The organism is Shewanella goraebulensis, assembly GCF_030252245.1.
Lineage (GTDB): Bacteria > Pseudomonadota > Gammaproteobacteria > Enterobacterales > Shewanellaceae > Shewanella > Shewanella goraebulensis.
Genome location: NZ_CP126972.1, coordinates 3,010,871 through 3,027,346, shown reverse-complemented (window position 1 = coordinate 3,027,346; position 16,476 = coordinate 3,010,871). Strand labels below are relative to the sequence as shown.

Sequence of the window (16,476 nt, the reverse complement as noted above, 5' to 3'; positions counted from 1 at the left end):
TTGTGAAATGATGCGAGCGGGTCTATGCCTTAGCAGGCATAGAATAGGGAAGAAAAAACTAACAATCACAAGAGAAAGATAGACTTAGTTGCAGCAACAAGGATTAACAATTTAATCTTGGTTGTTACACATTAGTTAAGCTTTCTAATTCACTATAAATTGGTTGGGAACTATGTCCAAGGTAAGCAATAGAACAAAAATCGCTACTGCACTGGTTGGCGCGCTTGCATTAGCTAGCAGCAACTTCGTGATTGCAGATCCTCTAAGCGATGTACAAAAAGCAGATACTAAGATCCATACAGATGCTGCTGCGTCGCAAAATAAAGTTGATAAATATTTCGATCAAGCACAAGACATGCTTTTTGAGTATGGCTCTGTTGCTGACGAACGTGAATCTTTAAAATCATACAACGATTACGTTGCAGGCTTAGTTGCAGACCAAGAAGCAACGATGAAGCTAATTCAAGACGATATCGACGGTGTTGATGCTCTTAGACAAGGTGTTGTTCCTTTAATGTTTAAAATGGTTGAAGCACTAGAGCAATTTATCGCTTTAGATTTACCATTTAATCTTGAAGCGCGTGAAACTCGAGTTCAACGCTTAAAAGATACATTAAACAGTGCTGAAGTAACTTTAGCAGAAAAATACCGTCTAATTCTTGATGCATATAACATCGAGCGTGAATACGGTTCAAAGCTAATTGCTGAAACAGGTCAATTAGAACTAGACGGTAAAGAAATCTTAGTTGATTTCTTAAACTTTGGTCGTGTGAGCTTATACGCTCAAAGCCAAGATCAAAAGTCAGCTTGGATGTACAACGAAGAATCTAAAAGCTGGGATGAGTTAGAAGCTGGTTATCTTCGTAACTTAAGTAAAGCTATTAAACAGGCTCGTGGTCAAGGTGCTCCTGATCTATTCGCCTTACCGATCCCTGCTGCGGAGGCTGCGCAATAATGAAAAAGTTTATTACTACAGCAATCGTTGCTGCAAGCTTGTCTCTAACTTCAGGTATGGTTAGTGCTGCTGACGCACCTAAAACGATTGAACAATTATTACAACAAGTACAAACAGATCGTGCTAACGCTAATAAAACAAACAAAAAGCGTGAAGCTGAATTCTTAAATGAGCGCGGCGATAAAGCTGCACTTTTAAAACGTGAAAAAGCTGCACTAGCAGCTGAAGCTCAACGTGGTAAAGATTTAGCACAAGCTTTCACTGATAACGAACGTAAAATCGCTCAGTTAGAAGAAGATCGTAAAATTGCTTCTGGTGACTTAGGTGAAATGTTCGGTGTTGTTAAAGGTGAAGCTGGCGATTTTGCAGGAAAGTTAGTTAGTTCTAACATTACTGCACAATTCCCTGGCCGTGATGCATTCATTGCTGAACTTGGTGCTCGTAAAGAATTACCTAAAATTGATGAGCTAGAACAATTCTGGGAAGCACAGCTTTTCGAAATGGTTGAGTCAGGTAAAGTTGTTAACTTTGATGGCCAAGTGACAGGATTGGACGGTAACGTTGAATCTACTACAGTTACTCGTGTTGGTGCTTATAACTTACTTGCTGATGGCGAATATGTTGTTTACAACGCTGATTTAGGTTTGATTCAAAAACTATCTCAACAGCCAGGTAGTGCTCAAGTTTCAAGTGTTAAATCATTCACTAGTGCCACTTCTGGTTACGAAAAATTATTCGTTGACCCAGCACGCGGCGTTCTACTAAGTGTATTCACTCAAAAAGCAACCATTGAAGAACGTATCGAAGCTGGTGGGCCAATTGGTTACATCATTATCGGTATTTTAGTACTTGGTGCGCTTATCTCGATTGAACGTTTAGTAACGCTTTACATTGTTGGTTCTAAAGTTAAAGCACAACGTAAAAATATTGATAACCCAGGTAACAACGCTTTAGGTCGTGTACTTAAGGTTTATCATGAAAATAAAGACGTTGATGTTGAAACTCTAGAGTTAAAACTCGATGAAGCTATTTTGAAGGAAACACCAGCGTTAGAAGCTCGTATTTCAATCATTAAAGTACTAGCTGCAATTGCTCCAATGATGGGTCTGTTAGGTACTGTTACTGGTATGATTGCAACCTTCCAAACAATTCAATTGTTCGGTACTGGTGACCCACGTCTAATGGCTGGTGGTATCTCTATGGCATTGATGACTACGGTTCAAGGTCTAGTTGCTGCACTACCATTAATGTTAATGCATGCAATCGTAATTGCACGTAGTAAAACAGTAGTACAAGTTCTTGAAGAGCAAAGTGCCGGCATTATTGCAGACCATGCTGAGAAGAGGGCTGACTAATGATGCTAATCCTGATGGACGTTTGGGACTCTGTCAGGGGCTTCATGGCCACCGGAGGAGATATCCTCTGGCTGGTAGCGGCTGTACTATTCCTAATGTGGGTATTGATGCTAGAGCGCTTTTGGTATGTCAGTTGGGTAGCACCAAAAGAGCATAAAGGTATTATAGACCTATGGAATAATCGAGAGGATTCAACCTCTTGGTATGCGCACCGTATCCGTGAAGCTTGGATGTCCCAAGCAAAACAAGATATGAATGCTCGTATGCTGATGATCAAAACCTTAGTGGCAATCTGTCCGATGATTGGTCTACTAGGTACCGTAACCGGAATGATAGCAGTGTTCGATGTGATGGCAGTTCATGGTACGAGTAATGCTCGTATGATGGCGGCTGGTATTTCAATGGCAACCATGCCAACAATGGCAGGAATGGTTGCAGCACTATCAGGTGTATTTTTTAGCACTCGATTAGATGCAAAAATGAAAATCAGTCTTGAAAAGCTTAAAGATAGCTTGCCGCACCACTAGAGAGAGTATTTAAAATGGCACGTAAAAAGCATTTAAACGTAGAAGAAGAAGCGCAAGTAGATATGACACCGATGCTAGATATCGTGTTTATCATGCTTATCTTCTTTATTGTGACGACTTCGTTCATTAAGCCATCAGGCCTTGATTACAAGAAACCTGAAGCTTCTACTGCGACACAACAAAAATCTGCGAACATCTTTATTGGTGTGAGTAAGACAGGCGTAATTAAGATGGAAAACCGTCAGGTTGACATCGAGCGTGTAACAGCAAACGTAGAACGTATGTTAGCTGAAGCACCTGAAGCGGCTGTTCTAATTGAAGCAGACCAAGAAGCTGAACATGGCCTTGTTGTTAAAGTAATGGACAACGTTAAGAAAGCGGGTATCGATAAAATTTCGATTTCAGCGGGGAAAGACTAATATGCTGAGAGCAATAGTATCACTCATATTAGGTGCTGCTGTTACTTTCGCCTTGTTTATCTTCATGGCCTTCTTGGTCGGTGGCGGCGCAAAGCGCGCCGACACCTCAACTGATTCTCCTATCATTGAGATCAGTATGGAGAAACAGGATACGAAAGTTCAGGATAAGCCAAGGGTTAAACCAAAGCCGCCAGCACCACCTGAGCAACCACCAAAGCCGGAAACTACTCCGCCAGATACGTCATCAGATATTGATACGAACATGGCATTTAACATGAGTGGTGTTGTGGCAGGCGGTGCAAGTACAGGTTTTAAACTCGGTAACATGATGACGCGTGATGGTGATGCAACACCAATTGTACGTATTGATCCTCAATACCCAATTGCTGCAGCACGTGATGGTAAAGAAGGTTATGTACAACTTTCATTTACTATTAATGAATTAGGCGGAATCGAAGACGTTAAAGTTATTAAAGCTGAACCTAAACGTATTTTCGATCGCGAAGCTGTTAGAGCTTTAAAGAAATGGAAATACAAGCCTAAAATCATTGATGGTAAGGCTATGAAGGTTCCTGGAATGACGGTTCAACTAGATTTTACATTAGATAAAGGAGGTCGATAATGCGAACAGTAAATAAACTTGCTAGTGCTTTATTGATAACTTTATGTACTAGTTCACTTTTGGTTGTTTCAACTGCACAAGCTGCAGAGAAATGTCCAATTGATGAACGTCAATCTAGAGCTGTTGGCGCGAGTGCAGGTAAAAAAGTTCAACGTGCATTTGAAAGGTATACAGAAGGTCAGTTAGACGAAGCAATCGAGATTTTACTTGAAGTTAATGCCAAAAATGACTTCGATAAAGCCTATATTGGTCGAATGATTGGTTCTTTTTATGCTGAGAAAGGCCAAATGAGCACGGCTATCAAGTACTTAAAAACAGCTGTTGATGCCGATATTCTTGGTGGTACAGATCATGGTGCAACAATGCGTTTGTATGCTGATTTATTACTACAAGAAAAGCAGTTCAAAGAAGCTATTCCTTACTACTACAAGTGGATGGATTTCACTTGTAAAGTTGACCCAGTTGTTTACCGTCGTATCGGTATTGCATACAGTGAACTTAAGCAGTGGGATAAAGTACTTGAAGTTGCCGATAAGGGTCTTTCCTTAATGGAAAAACCTGATAAAGGCCTTTATCAAATGAAATTGACTTCATACTTCAATCAAAAGAAGTATAAAGAAGCGGTAAAAGTACTAGAAATTATGGTGCCTTTATTCCAAGACGATAAACGTCTTTGGGTACAGCTTGCTCAGTTTTATTTGATGACTGAAGATTACACTAAGTCGCTTGCAACTTATGATCTAGCTTATAAAAATGGTTTTCTAGAGTCTGACGGTAACATTACTCGTTTAGCTCAACTTATGTCGCAAAACGGTGCTCCGTATAATGCAGCTAAGTTATATGAAAAACATATGAAATCAGGACTGATAAAAGAGAATGAAAAGACAATAAAGATTCTCGCTGGTTTCTATCATAATGCTAAGAACTTCAAACAAGCTGCTAAGCTGTATGGACAAGCTGCGGAGCTAACAGGTGATGCTGAATTATACCTTAAGCAAGGTAAAATTTTAGCTATCGCTGAGCTACCAAAGTCTGCTATTCCAGTGTTTGAAAAAGCACTTTCAGCAGGCCTTGATGAGCCAGGTGAAGCAGAACTTGAATTAACATTAGCCCACCTAAGTTTGAAGCAGTATAAATCTGCTTACAAACGTGCGAATCGAGCTGCTAAACACAGCAAGACTAAGAGAAGTGCTAACAGTTATATTTCTTACATAAAAGAAAAAGCTCGGATTAACAATATTACTCTGTAATGGTTAATTCGCAAAAAGCCCCTATTAGGGGCTTTTTTTTTATCTGATATTCTAATAACAATTATCAATTTTTTTTTGTTATTCTCAGTTACAAATTATTACTAACTGCCAACATGCAATATCTTATACATTGCAAATAATAATTACAAAGAACGACAAACAGATTAAGGCATTGACGATTTGTGCCAACATAGGGAAATAATATGCAGAAAACTATACTAGCAGTATCAATTACTTCACTTTTGTTTTTACAAGCTTGTAATGAACAGAAGTCAACAATGCCGAGCAAGCAAGCTAGCTCGAGTGTCTCTTCTGAAGAAGTTATCAAGAAAAGTGCAGCTGATATCTATAATGAAATGGCAGATAATTACTTTAAAGATATTCTTGCTTTAGAGCCAATCTATGCAACATATGTTGGCGTCAACGATTATAATGACAAATTCGGTGGAGCTTTAACTGAAGAGTATCTTAAACAACGTCATGAGCTTAATTCGCGCTACCTAAAGCAAGCTAAGTCACTAGATGTTGACGCATTACCTGAAAACTTACAACTTAGTTTTGATATGTTCATTTACGATCGCCATATGGATTTAGTGGCAGAATCATACCCTGAACATTTTATCCCTATGAACCAATTCTATAGTACTGTGATCAGCATGATCCAATTAGGTAGTGGTGAAAGTGCTCAACCTTTTAAAACTGTAGAAGATTATCAGAACTGGCTTAAGCGTCTTCAAGGTTTTATTAATTGGACTGTATTAGCTCAAGCTAGAATGGATGAAGGAATTAAAAGTAAAGTTGTTCTTCCCAAAGTATTAGTTGAGCGAATTATTCCTCAATTAGACGCGCAATTGGTTACATCTGCAGATAAAAGCTTATTCTATGCACCAATTAATCAACTTCCTGAAGACTTCAGTGCTGAAGAAAAGCTTGCCTTAACAGAAGAATATACAGCGTTAATCCAAGTAGACTTATTGCCTGCTCTTACTCAACTGAGAAATTACTTCAAAGATACATATTTACCACATGCACGAGCATCAGATGGTTGGTGGGGATTACCGAACGGTAAAGAGTGGTATCAGTCTCTAGCAAATAGTCACACTACAACCACAATGCCAGTTGACGAAATTCATCAGATTGGCCTTTCTGAAGTTAAACGTATCTTAACCGAAATGGATTCTGTACGTGAACAAGTTAAATTTGAAGGTGACTTAACAGCGTTTTTCGCCTCTTTAGGCAGCGAACCTCAATATTTCTTTACCGAAAGACAGGGGCTTATTGATGGTTATATGTCTTTAAAAGAAGATATCAATAAAGAGCTGCCTAAGTACTTTAATATCATGCCTAAGGCAGATTATGTTGTTAAACCTGTTGAAGACTTTAGAGAAAAATCTGCAGCAGGTGCTTCGTACCAATCGCCTGCAGTAGATGGTTCACGTCCTGGTGTGTTTTACATCAATACTTATAACCTTAAAGCTCAACCAAAGTGGGGAATGACTACACTATCTTTGCATGAAGCTGCTCCTGGTCATCATTTCCAAATTGCGATAAAACAAGAGCTAACAGGTATTCCTGAATTTCAACGCTTTCAAGGTTACACAGCTTTTGAAGAAGGTTGGGCACTTTATGCTGAATACCTAGGAATTGAAATGGGGTTATTCAAAGATCCTTATCAGTACTTTGGCAAATTATCTGATGAGATGCTTCGCGCAATGCGTTTAGTTGTTGATACTGGCTTGCATGCAAAAGGTTGGAGCCGCGAACAAGCAATTCAATATATGAAAGATAACTCACCTATGGCTGAATCTGACATTATTGCTGAAGTAGAACGTTATATGGCCATACCTGGTCAGGCTCTATCATATAAAATTGGCCAATTAACCATTTTAAAGCTAAGAGCAGATGCTGAAGCAAAACTTGGTGAAAAGTTCGACTTAAAAGCGTTTCATGACCAAATACTCACCACTGGCTCTTTACCTATGGCAGTTATGGAGAAAAAAATAGGTCGTTGGATTGAATCTCAATTGGCAAAGTAGTGAATAGCTGTTAGCTTACCTTTGTGAACCACATATAGGGAGCTTACGCTCCCTATAATTTTTGAAGCTTTTAAATCTACACAAGTAGGAGTACATCATGGTACAGGCAACTGCAAGACACCTTTTAGTTAGCTCAGAAGAGCAATGTGAGCAATTAAAGCAGCAAATTGTTGCGGGTGCAGATTTCGCAGAAATCGCTAAAGCGAACTCATCTTGTCCTTCTGGTGCACAGGGTGGTGAACTTGGTTCTTTTGGCCCAGGTATGATGGTTCGTGAATTTGATGAAGTGGTATTTAGCGCACCATTAAATGAAGTACAAGGTCCAGTTAAAACTCAATTTGGGTATCACCTTCTTGAGGTGACAAGCCGAGGTTGATCAATACTCAACCTAAGAAGGCAGCTTCGGCTGCCTTTTTTGTTTTTTGAAATAGGAAATTAGTTTGTTGTTCTACTAGAAGGGATACTTAATGATCGAGTTGTACACAGATAGGCTTGTTATTAGATCTATGCAAAAAAAAGATTGGCCTAACGTACTTGCACTAAATTCAAATCCATCAGTTCTAAAGCATATCAGGGAAGTGACTTCTGAAGCTGAAATTAAACAAACATTTAATCAACGACTAGAACCCTGGAAATATGACTCTGATAGTTGGCTTACATTAGTTATCGAAACAGTTTCGAGTCATGAATTTGTTGGTTTAACAGGATTTTATCGTGAAAGTGAAGTGATGAATCGTGCAGAAATAGGTTATTTAATATCCCCCAACCAACAGGGGTTAGGTTATGGAACAGAAAGTCTCAAAGCGGTAATCGACTGGGGCGTTTTTCAATTTAATATTAAAAAGTTTATTGGTTATTGTGCAGTTGAAAATGTTGCTTCGGCCAAAGTTATGATTAAAAGCGGCTTCACTCAAGAAGGCTTGCTTAGAGCAAATCATATGATTGGTGACCAACTCATTGATGAATATATATTCGGATTACTGCAATCTGATATCCGAGAATAACTAGCTGTTTCGTTTAAGCTGTTTTAGTAATCACTTATCAAATTAAAAGTGCAAATTCACTATTTTATTGCGGACATCTATCACATAATAGGCAATACAATTGAAAACTATTCTCGTTTACGCTTATAAAACATGATCTATGTAAAAGTATTGCGTTAATGGCTCATATAAAATCACTTAATAAATATTTTTGAACGCAAGGTGGATGTCTAATGAAGCTCAGTGAACTTAATCCCGGAGACTCGGCGAAGATTGCTGAAATCGGTCAACTTTCTTTACCTCAAACAGTAAAGCGTAAGTTGTTATCAATGGGGATTACACCTCATACAGCGTTCAGAATGTTACGAAGAGCTCCAATGGGCTCTGGTGTTGAATTAGAGTTACGTGGCAGTCGTTTATGTATGCGCCGTGATTTAGCGGATATTATTGAGGTGGTAGTAACAAATGACTAAAGAATTTCATTGCGTAACGGTAGGCAACCCAAATGCGGGAAAATCCACTCTATTCAATGCATTAACAGGCTCAAATCAACAAGTTGGCAACTGGTCAGGTGTAACTGTTGAGAAAAAAACGGGTTACTTCACTTTAGATAATACCAATGTTCACCTTACTGATTTACCCGGTATTTATGATTTATTGCCAGCGGGTAACAGCTGCGACTGTTCTTTAGATGAGCAGATAGCGCAACAGTATCTTGCTGAGCAACGAGTTGATGGCATTATCAACTTAGTTGATGCGACTAATATTGAAAGACACCTTTATTTAACAGTACAACTTAGAGAGCTTGGTGTTCCTATGGTTGTGGTTTTAAATAAGATTGATGCAGCTAAAAAGTTGGGTATCACGACTGATTTAGAATCAATGAGTAAAGAGCTTGGCTGTCCAGTGATAGCGGTGTGTTCTAGAGAAGAAGCTGATGTTAAGCGGGTTCAAGATCAGGTTTTAAGATTGCTAAATGGCGAAATAACAGAGTCGCCATTAATGCTTGATTACGATGAAAGCATCGAGTCAGGCGTTAAAACGTTACAGCAACATTCGGATGACTTAAGCCGCGGCCGTGCATTAGCCATGTTAGGTAATGGTAATGGCTGTGGTCAATGTGATAGCACCAGCTTAAAAGATGTTGTGAATGAATGTACTCAAATCGCAGAACAATCTGGAACTGATATCGAAGTATTAGTGGCGACTACTCGTTTTGATTTTGTTCAAAAAGTATTTGATAGCTCAGTCAATGTTGCAGGCCATGAAAGTGCCAGTGATAAATTAGATAAAGTATTACTTCATCCCGTTTTAGGTGTACCTGTATTCCTATTCGTTATGTATTTGATGTTCATGTTTAGTATCAACGTTGGTAGCGCCTTTATCGACTTCTTTGATATTGCAGCAGGTGCAGTTTTTGTTGATCAATTTGGTGCGCTGCTAGAGTCTATTGGCTCTCCAGTTTGGTTAGTAACCATTTTAGCGGGTGGTATCGGCCAAGGTATTCAAACGGTCGCGACATTCATTCCAGTTATCGCTGCGCTATTTTTAGCGCTTTCTGTGCTTGAAGCTTCTGGTTACATGTCTAGAGCTGCTTTCGTCGTTGATGGTTTGATGCGCCGCATCGGGTTACCAGGTAAAGCTTTTGTTCCTATGATTGTCGGTTTTGGTTGCTCAGTACCTGCAATTATGGCTACTCGTACATTAGGTAGTGAAAGAGAACGCATCGTTACTGGGATGATGGCACCATTTATGTCTTGTGGCGCACGTTTACCGGTTTACGCATTATTCGCTGCTGCATTTTTCCCTGACTCAGGACAAAACCTTGTATTTTTATTGTATATCATCGGTATTTTAGCCGCTGTAGGTACGGGATTATTGTTACGTAGCACAGTATTACCAGGCAGTAGCAGCGCAGTTGTAATGGAACTACCAAGCTATGAAATGCCAAAACTTAAAGCTGTTTTTTCTCGTACAACAAAACGTACTAAGAGCTTTATTTTAGGTGCAGGTAAAACCATTGTTATCGTAGTGACCTTACTTAACTTTATTAATGCAATTGGTACTGATGGCAGCTTTGGACATGAAGACAGTAAAGAATCTGTCTTAAGTGTGTTAAGTCAAAAAGTAACGCCACTATTCTCGCCAATGGGTGTAGAACAAGAAAACTGGCCAGCAACTGTTGGTATCATCACAGGTATCTTTGCTAAAGAAGCGGTTGTTGGAACGTTAAATAGCTTGTACTCTGATCCAGCTGATGGTGAAGAAGAGCTAGCCAGTCTTTCTGAAAGCTTTTCTGAAGCACTCGCGACAATTCCTGAAAACTTATTTGGTATTGCGCCAGAAGATCCATTGTCATTAGATGTTGGTAACGTTGAAAATATTGAGGAAGCAGCAGAAGAGCAGGGTGTTGATCGTTCAACCTTTAGTGCACTTCAAGCTGGTTTTACAACTAAGGTAGCTGCGTTTTCATACTTATTATTTGTTTTGCTCTATACTCCGTGTGTTGCGGCTATGGGCGCACTAGTAAATGAATTTGGCAATAAGTGGGCACGTTTTGCTGCTTTATGGACGTTTGCTTTAGCTTACGGCAGTGCGACAGTTGTTTACCAAGGGGCAAATATTGCTAAGCACCCTGTACAGTCGGTGAGTTGGATTTCGTTCTTCACTATTGCGTTAGTAGGCTATTACATGTGGCTTAAGAAGCAAGGTAAAAAGAACCAGCAAATTATTCCTGGCGTAAGAGTTATCACTGAATAAGGCTTTTTAATGTTCAATTTAAAACCAGCATTTTAATAAATGCTGGTTTTTTGTTTTTAGACTATTATTTTTATCAAACAGGCATTGTAACTCGCGTAAAACTGTAGGATCATCGAAGGTCATATAATTTTACCATCGTGCACTAAGAGGAACTCCATGAGTCAAGTGGACAACGAAGTACGTCCTAGTAACTTCATACGTAATATCATTGATGAAGACTTAAAAAGTGGTAAGCACAACAGTGTGCAAACCCGATTCCCGCCTGAGCCAAATGGTTTTTTACACATTGGTCATGCTAAGTCTATTTGTTTAAATTTTGGTATTGCAAAGGATTATCAAGGTCAGTGTAACTTACGCTTTGATGATACGAATCCTGAAAAAGAAGACATCGATTATGTTCATTCTATTCAAGATGACGTTCGTTGGTTAGGCTTCGATTGGTCTGGTGAAATTCGTTATTCGTCTAACTATTTTGATCAACTGCATCAATATGCGGTTGAGTTGATCACTAAAGGGTTAGCTTACGTTTGTTTCTTAAATGCAGAAGAGACACGTGAATACCGTGGTACCTTAAAAGAGCCAGGTAAGAATAGCCCATACCGTGATACTTCCGTTGAAGAAAACATAGTGCTCTTTGAAAAAATGCGCAAAGGTGAATTCAAAGAAGGTGAATGTGCTCTTCGTGCAAAAATCGATATGGCTTCACCGTTCATGTGTATGCGTGACCCTGTGATTTATCGTATTCGTTTTGCGCACCATCATCAAACAGGTGACAAGTGGTGCATCTACCCGATGTACGATTTTACTCATTGTATTTCTGATGCGATTGAAAATATTACTCACTCGTTATGTACATTAGAGTTCCAAGACAATCGCCGTTTGTATGATTGGGTATTAGATCATTTAGATGACTTTAACTTACCAAACCGTACCAGACAGTATGAATTTTCAAGATTGAATCTTGAATACACTATGATGTCAAAGCGTAAGCTAAATGATTTGGTTACTCGCAACATAGTAAATGGTTGGGATGATCCTCGCATGCCGACTATTGCAGGGTTACGCCGTAGAGGTTATACACCTGCTTCTATCCGTGAGTTTTGTCAACGTATTGGCGTGACAAAGCAGGAGAACTTAATCGAAGGTGGCGTGCTTGATGCGTGTATTCGTGAAGAGTTAAATGAAAATGCCCCGCGGGCAATGGCTGTGCTAAAACCGATCAAAGTGATTATTGAGAATTATCCATCAGAATCGCCAGAAATCATTAATGCACCAATGCACCCTAACAAGCCTGAAATGGGAACGCGTGAGTTAGCATTCGGTAAAGAGTTATTTATCGATGCTGAAGATTTCCGCGAGTCAGCGAACAAACATTTCAAACGTTTAGTATTAGGCAAAGAAGTACGTTTACGTAACGCTTATGTCATTAAAGCTGAACGTTTTGACCAAGATGACGAAGGTAATGTCACTACTGTTTATTGTACTTATGACAATGAAACATTAGGCAAGAACCCAAGTGATGGCCGTAAAGTAAAAGGTGTGATTCATTGGGTTGAAGCTTCAACAGCTAAACCTGCAGAGTTTCGTTTATATAATCGTTTGTTTACTGAAGCAACTCCAGCAGCATTCGAAACACTAGACGAAGTTATAAATACTGAATCATTAGTGGTATTACAAGGTGTTGCTGAAGCGGGTCTTGTAAACGCACAAGCTGAAAAAGCTTATCAGTTCGAACGTGAAGGTTACTTTTGTGCAGACAGTAAAGACTCTTCAAAAGAACATTTAGTGTTTAACTTAACGGTTCCATTACGAGATTCTTTTGCATAAGAAGGCGATATTGCTTTTTGTTTAGATAAAGAAATGCCAGAGCGAAAGCTCTGGCATTTTTGTTTTTAAGTGAGAATCCATCACCTGAATTTATTGATTAGCTGATATTAAATGAAGTGGTGCATCGTCACTTAAATAAGCCTCATCAACTTGATCTAATTTATTAAAGCGTATCATCCCTTGAATACCATCAATATAAGCTTGACCACGCTCAGAGTATCTATCTAAGGTGTTGGCTAACTCTAACCCTGTTATTGGCTGTTTATCAGCTCTTAAGTCTCTTCTAAGCTCACGTAACTTTATATAGGCAGCGTTAGTATTAATATTGAGCATATAACCTTCAACAGATGCTTGAGGGGTATCAAATCTTGCTAAACCATAGTTACCTAGCTCCTTTCGTTGTTGCTTAGGGATCATTCCGTTACCACTGAAATCCCATTGGCCAAAGAAAGCATTACCCTCTAAAGTAAATCTCGATGTTGCCCAACCACTTTCTTCTGCAGCTTGTGCTAGTACCAGTGAAGGCGGCATGATATCAACACGCTTCAATAATTGTTGGCGTTGCTCTTCGGTTATTGACTCTAAAGTTTCGCTAGTGATTCTGTATTTTCTTGCTATAGCGGTTAATTTAGCATCATCGAGTCTAGCGAGTTTGACAACTTCTCTTTCTGCTGTGATGTTTTCATTACTAATGAGGATCAGTGGGGCCATAAGCCTAAAGAAAACCATTTTTTTTAGTTGTACTGGTATTTCATTCGAAGTCTGCTGCCATTTCTCGCTAACACGTTCGAAGCTCAGTCTAGGGACTTCACGGACACCTGCTTGCCAGCTTTCAGTGTTGTAATTGAGGGTATCAAATAGGGCGATAAGCTCATCTAAGGAATTCAAAGTAATATCTTTAGCTTGTTTCGGGGGAGAGCTTTTAGTAGAGATTTTTGTTTCAGAAGCAAGTTTTTGAGATTTATCTTGCTGGTGATCTGGTATTGGTGATGAAGACTTCACCCAATAGTTAATAGCAAAAAGGCTCATCAGGAGTATTATAACAAAGAGTATTTTTTGATAAGTGTTTTTGGTCATATTGCATCCTAAAGACTGTTGCAGGTTTTTGTACAAAGTTGAGCGTATTGTAAATGCGACAAAATTTGTGGTTTTATTTAATGAATTTAGTGAAAACGAGATGAAAACACATTAAAAAAGGCGCGTAAGCGCCTTTAATTATAGTTTAAAAATACTTATTGCATCATAGGGCCAAAACCTAAGCTCCATAAGATGACACTACTTCCCATTAGGCCGACTAACAGAACTAATCCTGCCGTAACGACTGAACTTGCGTAGATAAACCCTTTTTCTTCAGGAATATTCATAATGATTGGAACACCTGCATAGAGTAAATATACCGAGTAAGCTAAGCCTGCAAGGCCAACTAACATAATAAACCAAAGCACAGGATAAAGTACCGAAATACCAACCATAAATAATGGTGTCGCAGTGTATGCGGCAAGTTCTAATGCTTGGGTAAATGTTGGTGATGCATCAAAGGTTTTTGCCATCCAAAAAGATAAGTATGCTAATGCCATCACACCACCGATAAGGCCGAAATACATCCCTACCGACATAAACATTGCACTTTGTGGTGTCAAAAATAGTGGGTCACCATTTGCTGGATGCCAACCAATGTAAGCTGTCGCTATAAAGCTGCATACTGCAGGAATTAATGCGATGAGTAATATATGACTGAGACTGCTTTTTACTGCCTCATGATTGCGTTCAATTGTTTTCCACTCTTGTTTCGGATGAGTGTAAAGCCCCATTAAGTGATTTAGTATCATAGTTATTATTATCCTTGTTTAGCATTCATACATTAGCTCGCCAAACTGCAGACGAACTGATCATAGTCCCATATATCAATCGACTTAATCAGCTCCAGATCTACTCAATATCCTTTAGTCATATATTGAGTAGTAACTTCATCCCTTACGAAGTTCATCCATTTAAGTAGATTGAAATACAACTTTAGCAACTATTGTTACGAAGATGTATAGACTATTTATTGAACATAAGCATCGATTCGTCAAGGGTTAATCGTGTTTTATCTGTAGAAATATCCTCAACGAAGGTAAAATACGTTCAAACCCTAACAAAAGTTTAAAATCACATGCAGCAATTATTGGCGCCCATTTATCGTTTTTTAAAGTGTGAGACCCCTGATAGTTGGATTAACAAAGCGAGTCATTCTGATAATTTATCCATTATTCTACGAGATCATTTGCTTTGTGAACTTAAAGCCGCCCAAAGCGCCATGTTTCTTATTCGTAAATATGCAGTTGATAAAGAAAGTGCGAATCGACTTACGCAGTGGGTAAAACCTTACGAAGAGTTTGCTTACAAACGTGTGGGTGATTTAGCAAGCTTAAAGGGCAAAAGTAATATCACTAAGCAAGTCACCGTAAGGGATAATTGTCCCTATGGACAAGACCTTGTTGATAAAATGGTGCTACTGATAAAAGAAGAGTTGCACCATTTCTATCAAGTTATGGAGCTAATGGATAAGAAGAATGTGCCTTATGAACTTTTAGAAGCTGGGCGTTATGCTAAAGGAATGATGAAGCATGTTAAGACTTTTGAGCCTGATGCATTAGTTGATAAGTTAATTATTGGAGCGTTTATTGAAGCAAGATCGTGTGAGCGTTTTGCCAAACTTGCTCCACACCTCGATGCTGACTTAGAAAAATTTTATATCTCTTTACTTCGCTCAGAAGCCCGCCATTATCAAGACTATTTATCACTTGCAGAGTCTATTTCTGGTAAGGACATCAGTGAAAGGGTCGCTTTTTTTGCGCAGGTGGAAGCTGATTTAATTTTACTTCCTGACGAAGATTTTAAGTTCCATAGTGGCTTGCCAGTGTAATACTTAAGGCAATAAGTTTAATCAGAGTGAGATTGGTAACTATAAATGATGACTTAGTCCGTATATTGATTGGCTGGGTATAAAAATTATCCGCAACTAGAGCTGATTACTTTTTAGCAGAGAAGGGCAGTTGTTGTAATTCAGCACTGTCTTTATTTACAATCAAAATACTACCTTGATCGTACCAATCACCAACAACAATACGTTGCTTATTATCATCTAATTCATGAATAGCTGGGCGATGAGTGTGCCCGTGGATCATTCTTTGGGTATGGGTATTACCTAATAAGGCATCAACGGCAGACTGTTCTACATCCATGATGACATAGCTTTTATCTTGATTTCCACTTTGGCTTTTATGCCTGATATCTGCAGCGATTTTTTGTCGAGTCGATTTTGGTAAGTGACAATAAATCCATTTAACGATTGCTGAGTTTCTAAAGCGGCGGAAGCGTTGGTAAGACTTATCTAGGGTGCATAAACTGTCACCGTGTAGCACTACAGTTTGGATGCCGTATAAATCGAGTACTTTGATTTCAGGTAATAACTGCATACCAGATTTGGCTGCAAATTCTTTACCTACCATAAAATCACGATTGCCATGAATGAAGTAAACTGGCATTCGCTTAGATACTTGTTTGATATGTGTAGCAATGTCATCAGTAAAAGGCTCAGCAATATCATCGCTGGTCCACACTTCAAACAAATCACCGATAATGTACATGGCTTCAACTTCAGATAAATCTGAATTGAGGTAGTCAATAAAGGCTTGAGAGATATCAGGACGATCGGCACTTAAGTGCAAATCGCCCATAAATACAGTGTGCACTATAG

16 protein-coding genes are annotated in these 16,476 nt (G+C 39.0%); 13 read left to right on the top strand and 3 right to left on the bottom strand.

Features of this window, described 5'->3' with window-relative positions:
* Positions 1 to 172: 172 nt before the first annotated feature.
* From QPX86_RS12725 to glnS, 12 genes are all read left to right on the top strand, one after another.
* Complete coding sequence (locus tag QPX86_RS12725; protein WP_220755536.1) at positions 173 to 955, top strand: DUF3450 domain-containing protein; 783 nt, start codon at positions 173 to 175, stop codon at positions 953 to 955.
* Positions 955 to 2,310, top strand: a complete 1,356-nt coding sequence (locus tag QPX86_RS12720; protein ID WP_220755537.1) for a MotA/TolQ/ExbB proton channel family protein — start codon at positions 955 to 957, stop codon at positions 2,308 to 2,310. The genes QPX86_RS12725 and QPX86_RS12720 overlap by 1 nt, the downstream gene beginning before the upstream one ends.
* Positions 2,310 to 2,837, top strand: a complete 528-nt coding sequence (locus QPX86_RS12715; RefSeq protein ID WP_220755538.1) for a MotA/TolQ/ExbB proton channel family protein — start codon at positions 2,310 to 2,312, stop codon at positions 2,835 to 2,837. The genes QPX86_RS12720 and QPX86_RS12715 overlap by 1 nt, the downstream gene beginning before the upstream one ends.
* Before the next feature lie 14 nt (positions 2,838 to 2,851).
* Positions 2,852 to 3,256 (top strand): ExbD/TolR family protein, encoded by a 405-nt coding sequence (locus tag QPX86_RS12710; RefSeq protein WP_055023897.1) that lies wholly within the window; start codon positions 2,852 to 2,854, stop codon positions 3,254 to 3,256.
* A 1-nt stretch (position 3,257) separates the two neighbouring features.
* The gene (locus QPX86_RS12705; RefSeq protein ID WP_220755539.1) at positions 3,258 to 3,878 is read left to right on the top strand and encodes an energy transducer TonB; all 621 of its coding nucleotides are present in this window, start codon (positions 3,258 to 3,260) and stop codon (positions 3,876 to 3,878) included.
* Entirely contained in the window at positions 3,878 to 5,128 is a 1,251-nt protein-coding gene (locus tag QPX86_RS12700; protein ID WP_285162915.1) for a tetratricopeptide repeat protein, read from the top strand. Before QPX86_RS12705 ends, QPX86_RS12700 begins: the two co-directional genes overlap by 1 nt.
* A 203-nt stretch (positions 5,129 to 5,331) precedes the next feature.
* Positions 5,332 to 7,164: a DUF885 domain-containing protein gene (locus QPX86_RS12695; protein WP_220755541.1), complete on the top strand. Its 1,833-nt coding sequence runs from the start codon at positions 5,332 to 5,334 to the stop codon at positions 7,162 to 7,164.
* A 97-nt stretch (positions 7,165 to 7,261) separates the two neighbouring features.
* Positions 7,262 to 7,540, top strand: coding sequence for a peptidylprolyl isomerase (locus tag QPX86_RS12690; protein ID WP_102528584.1), 279 nt, complete (start codon positions 7,262 to 7,264; stop codon positions 7,538 to 7,540).
* 91 nt (positions 7,541 to 7,631) lie between these two features.
* Positions 7,632 to 8,168, top strand: coding sequence for a GNAT family N-acetyltransferase (locus QPX86_RS12685; RefSeq protein ID WP_407696589.1), 537 nt, complete (start codon positions 7,632 to 7,634; stop codon positions 8,166 to 8,168).
* Between the two features lie 212 nt (positions 8,169 to 8,380).
* Positions 8,381 to 8,620, top strand: coding sequence for a FeoA family protein (locus QPX86_RS12680; RefSeq protein WP_220755543.1), 240 nt, complete (start codon positions 8,381 to 8,383; stop codon positions 8,618 to 8,620).
* A complete protein-coding gene (gene feoB / locus QPX86_RS12675) occupies positions 8,613 to 10,907 on the top strand; it encodes a Fe(2+) transporter permease subunit FeoB (RefSeq protein ID WP_285162913.1) in 2,295 nt (764 codons plus the stop codon). Before QPX86_RS12680 ends, feoB begins: the two co-directional genes overlap by 8 nt.
* 156 nt (positions 10,908 to 11,063) lie before the next feature.
* On the top strand, positions 11,064 to 12,734 hold the full coding sequence (gene glnS, locus QPX86_RS12670; RefSeq protein WP_285162912.1) for a glutamine--tRNA ligase: 1,671 nt from the start codon (positions 11,064 to 11,066) through the stop codon (positions 12,732 to 12,734).
* A gap of 90 nt (positions 12,735 to 12,824) precedes the next feature.
* On the opposite strand, the gene QPX86_RS12665 is transcribed toward glnS, so the two are convergent.
* Both QPX86_RS12665 and QPX86_RS12660 read right to left on the bottom strand, forming a co-directional pair.
* Complete coding sequence (locus tag QPX86_RS12665; protein WP_285162911.1) at positions 12,825 to 13,811, bottom strand: glucosaminidase domain-containing protein; 987 nt, start codon at positions 13,809 to 13,811, stop codon at positions 12,825 to 12,827.
* A gap of 155 nt (positions 13,812 to 13,966) precedes the next feature.
* The gene (locus tag QPX86_RS12660; RefSeq protein ID WP_220755469.1) at positions 13,967 to 14,563 is read right to left on the bottom strand and encodes a Yip1 family protein; all 597 of its coding nucleotides are present in this window, start codon (positions 14,561 to 14,563) and stop codon (positions 13,967 to 13,969) included.
* 326 nt (positions 14,564 to 14,889) lie between these two features.
* On the opposite strand from QPX86_RS12660, the gene miaE reads away from it, so the two are divergent.
* Entirely contained in the window at positions 14,890 to 15,642 is a 753-nt protein-coding gene (gene miaE, locus QPX86_RS12655; RefSeq protein ID WP_285162910.1) for a tRNA isopentenyl-2-thiomethyl-A-37 hydroxylase MiaE, read from the top strand.
* Positions 15,643 to 15,748: 106 nt separating this feature from the next.
* Here miaE and QPX86_RS12650 read toward each other — a convergent pair whose 3' ends face one another.
* The gene (locus QPX86_RS12650) at positions 15,749 to 16,471 is read right to left on the bottom strand and encodes a UDP-2,3-diacylglucosamine diphosphatase (RefSeq protein ID WP_285162909.1); all 723 of its coding nucleotides are present in this window, start codon (positions 16,469 to 16,471) and stop codon (positions 15,749 to 15,751) included.
* Positions 16,472 to 16,476 lie beyond the last annotated feature (5 nt).

Coding starts and splice junctions, on each gene's coding strand:
- QPX86_RS12725 (WP_220755536.1), top strand. CDS start 173: ATGTCCAAGGTAAGCAATAGAACAAAAATCGCTACTGCACTGGTTGGC.
- QPX86_RS12720 (WP_220755537.1), top strand. CDS start 955: ATGAAAAAGTTTATTACTACAGCAATCGTTGCTGCAAGCTTGTCTCTA.
- QPX86_RS12715 (WP_220755538.1), top strand. CDS start 2,310: ATGATGCTAATCCTGATGGACGTTTGGGACTCTGTCAGGGGCTTCATG.
- QPX86_RS12710 (WP_055023897.1), top strand. CDS start 2,852: ATGGCACGTAAAAAGCATTTAAACGTAGAAGAAGAAGCGCAAGTAGAT.
- QPX86_RS12705 (WP_220755539.1), top strand. CDS start 3,258: ATGCTGAGAGCAATAGTATCACTCATATTAGGTGCTGCTGTTACTTTC.
- QPX86_RS12700 (WP_285162915.1), top strand. CDS start 3,878: ATGCGAACAGTAAATAAACTTGCTAGTGCTTTATTGATAACTTTATGT.
- QPX86_RS12695 (WP_220755541.1), top strand. CDS start 5,332: ATGCAGAAAACTATACTAGCAGTATCAATTACTTCACTTTTGTTTTTA.
- QPX86_RS12690 (WP_102528584.1), top strand. CDS start 7,262: ATGGTACAGGCAACTGCAAGACACCTTTTAGTTAGCTCAGAAGAGCAA.
- QPX86_RS12685 (WP_407696589.1), top strand. CDS start 7,632: ATGATCGAGTTGTACACAGATAGGCTTGTTATTAGATCTATGCAAAAA.
- QPX86_RS12680 (WP_220755543.1), top strand. CDS start 8,381: ATGAAGCTCAGTGAACTTAATCCCGGAGACTCGGCGAAGATTGCTGAA.
- feoB (WP_285162913.1), top strand. CDS start 8,613: ATGACTAAAGAATTTCATTGCGTAACGGTAGGCAACCCAAATGCGGGA.
- glnS (WP_285162912.1), top strand. CDS start 11,064: ATGAGTCAAGTGGACAACGAAGTACGTCCTAGTAACTTCATACGTAAT.
- QPX86_RS12665 (WP_285162911.1), bottom strand. CDS start 13,811: ATGACCAAAAACACTTATCAAAAAATACTCTTTGTTATAATACTCCTG.
- QPX86_RS12660 (WP_220755469.1), bottom strand. CDS start 14,563: ATGATACTAAATCACTTAATGGGGCTTTACACTCATCCGAAACAAGAG.
- miaE (WP_285162910.1), top strand. CDS start 14,890: ATGCAGCAATTATTGGCGCCCATTTATCGTTTTTTAAAGTGTGAGACC.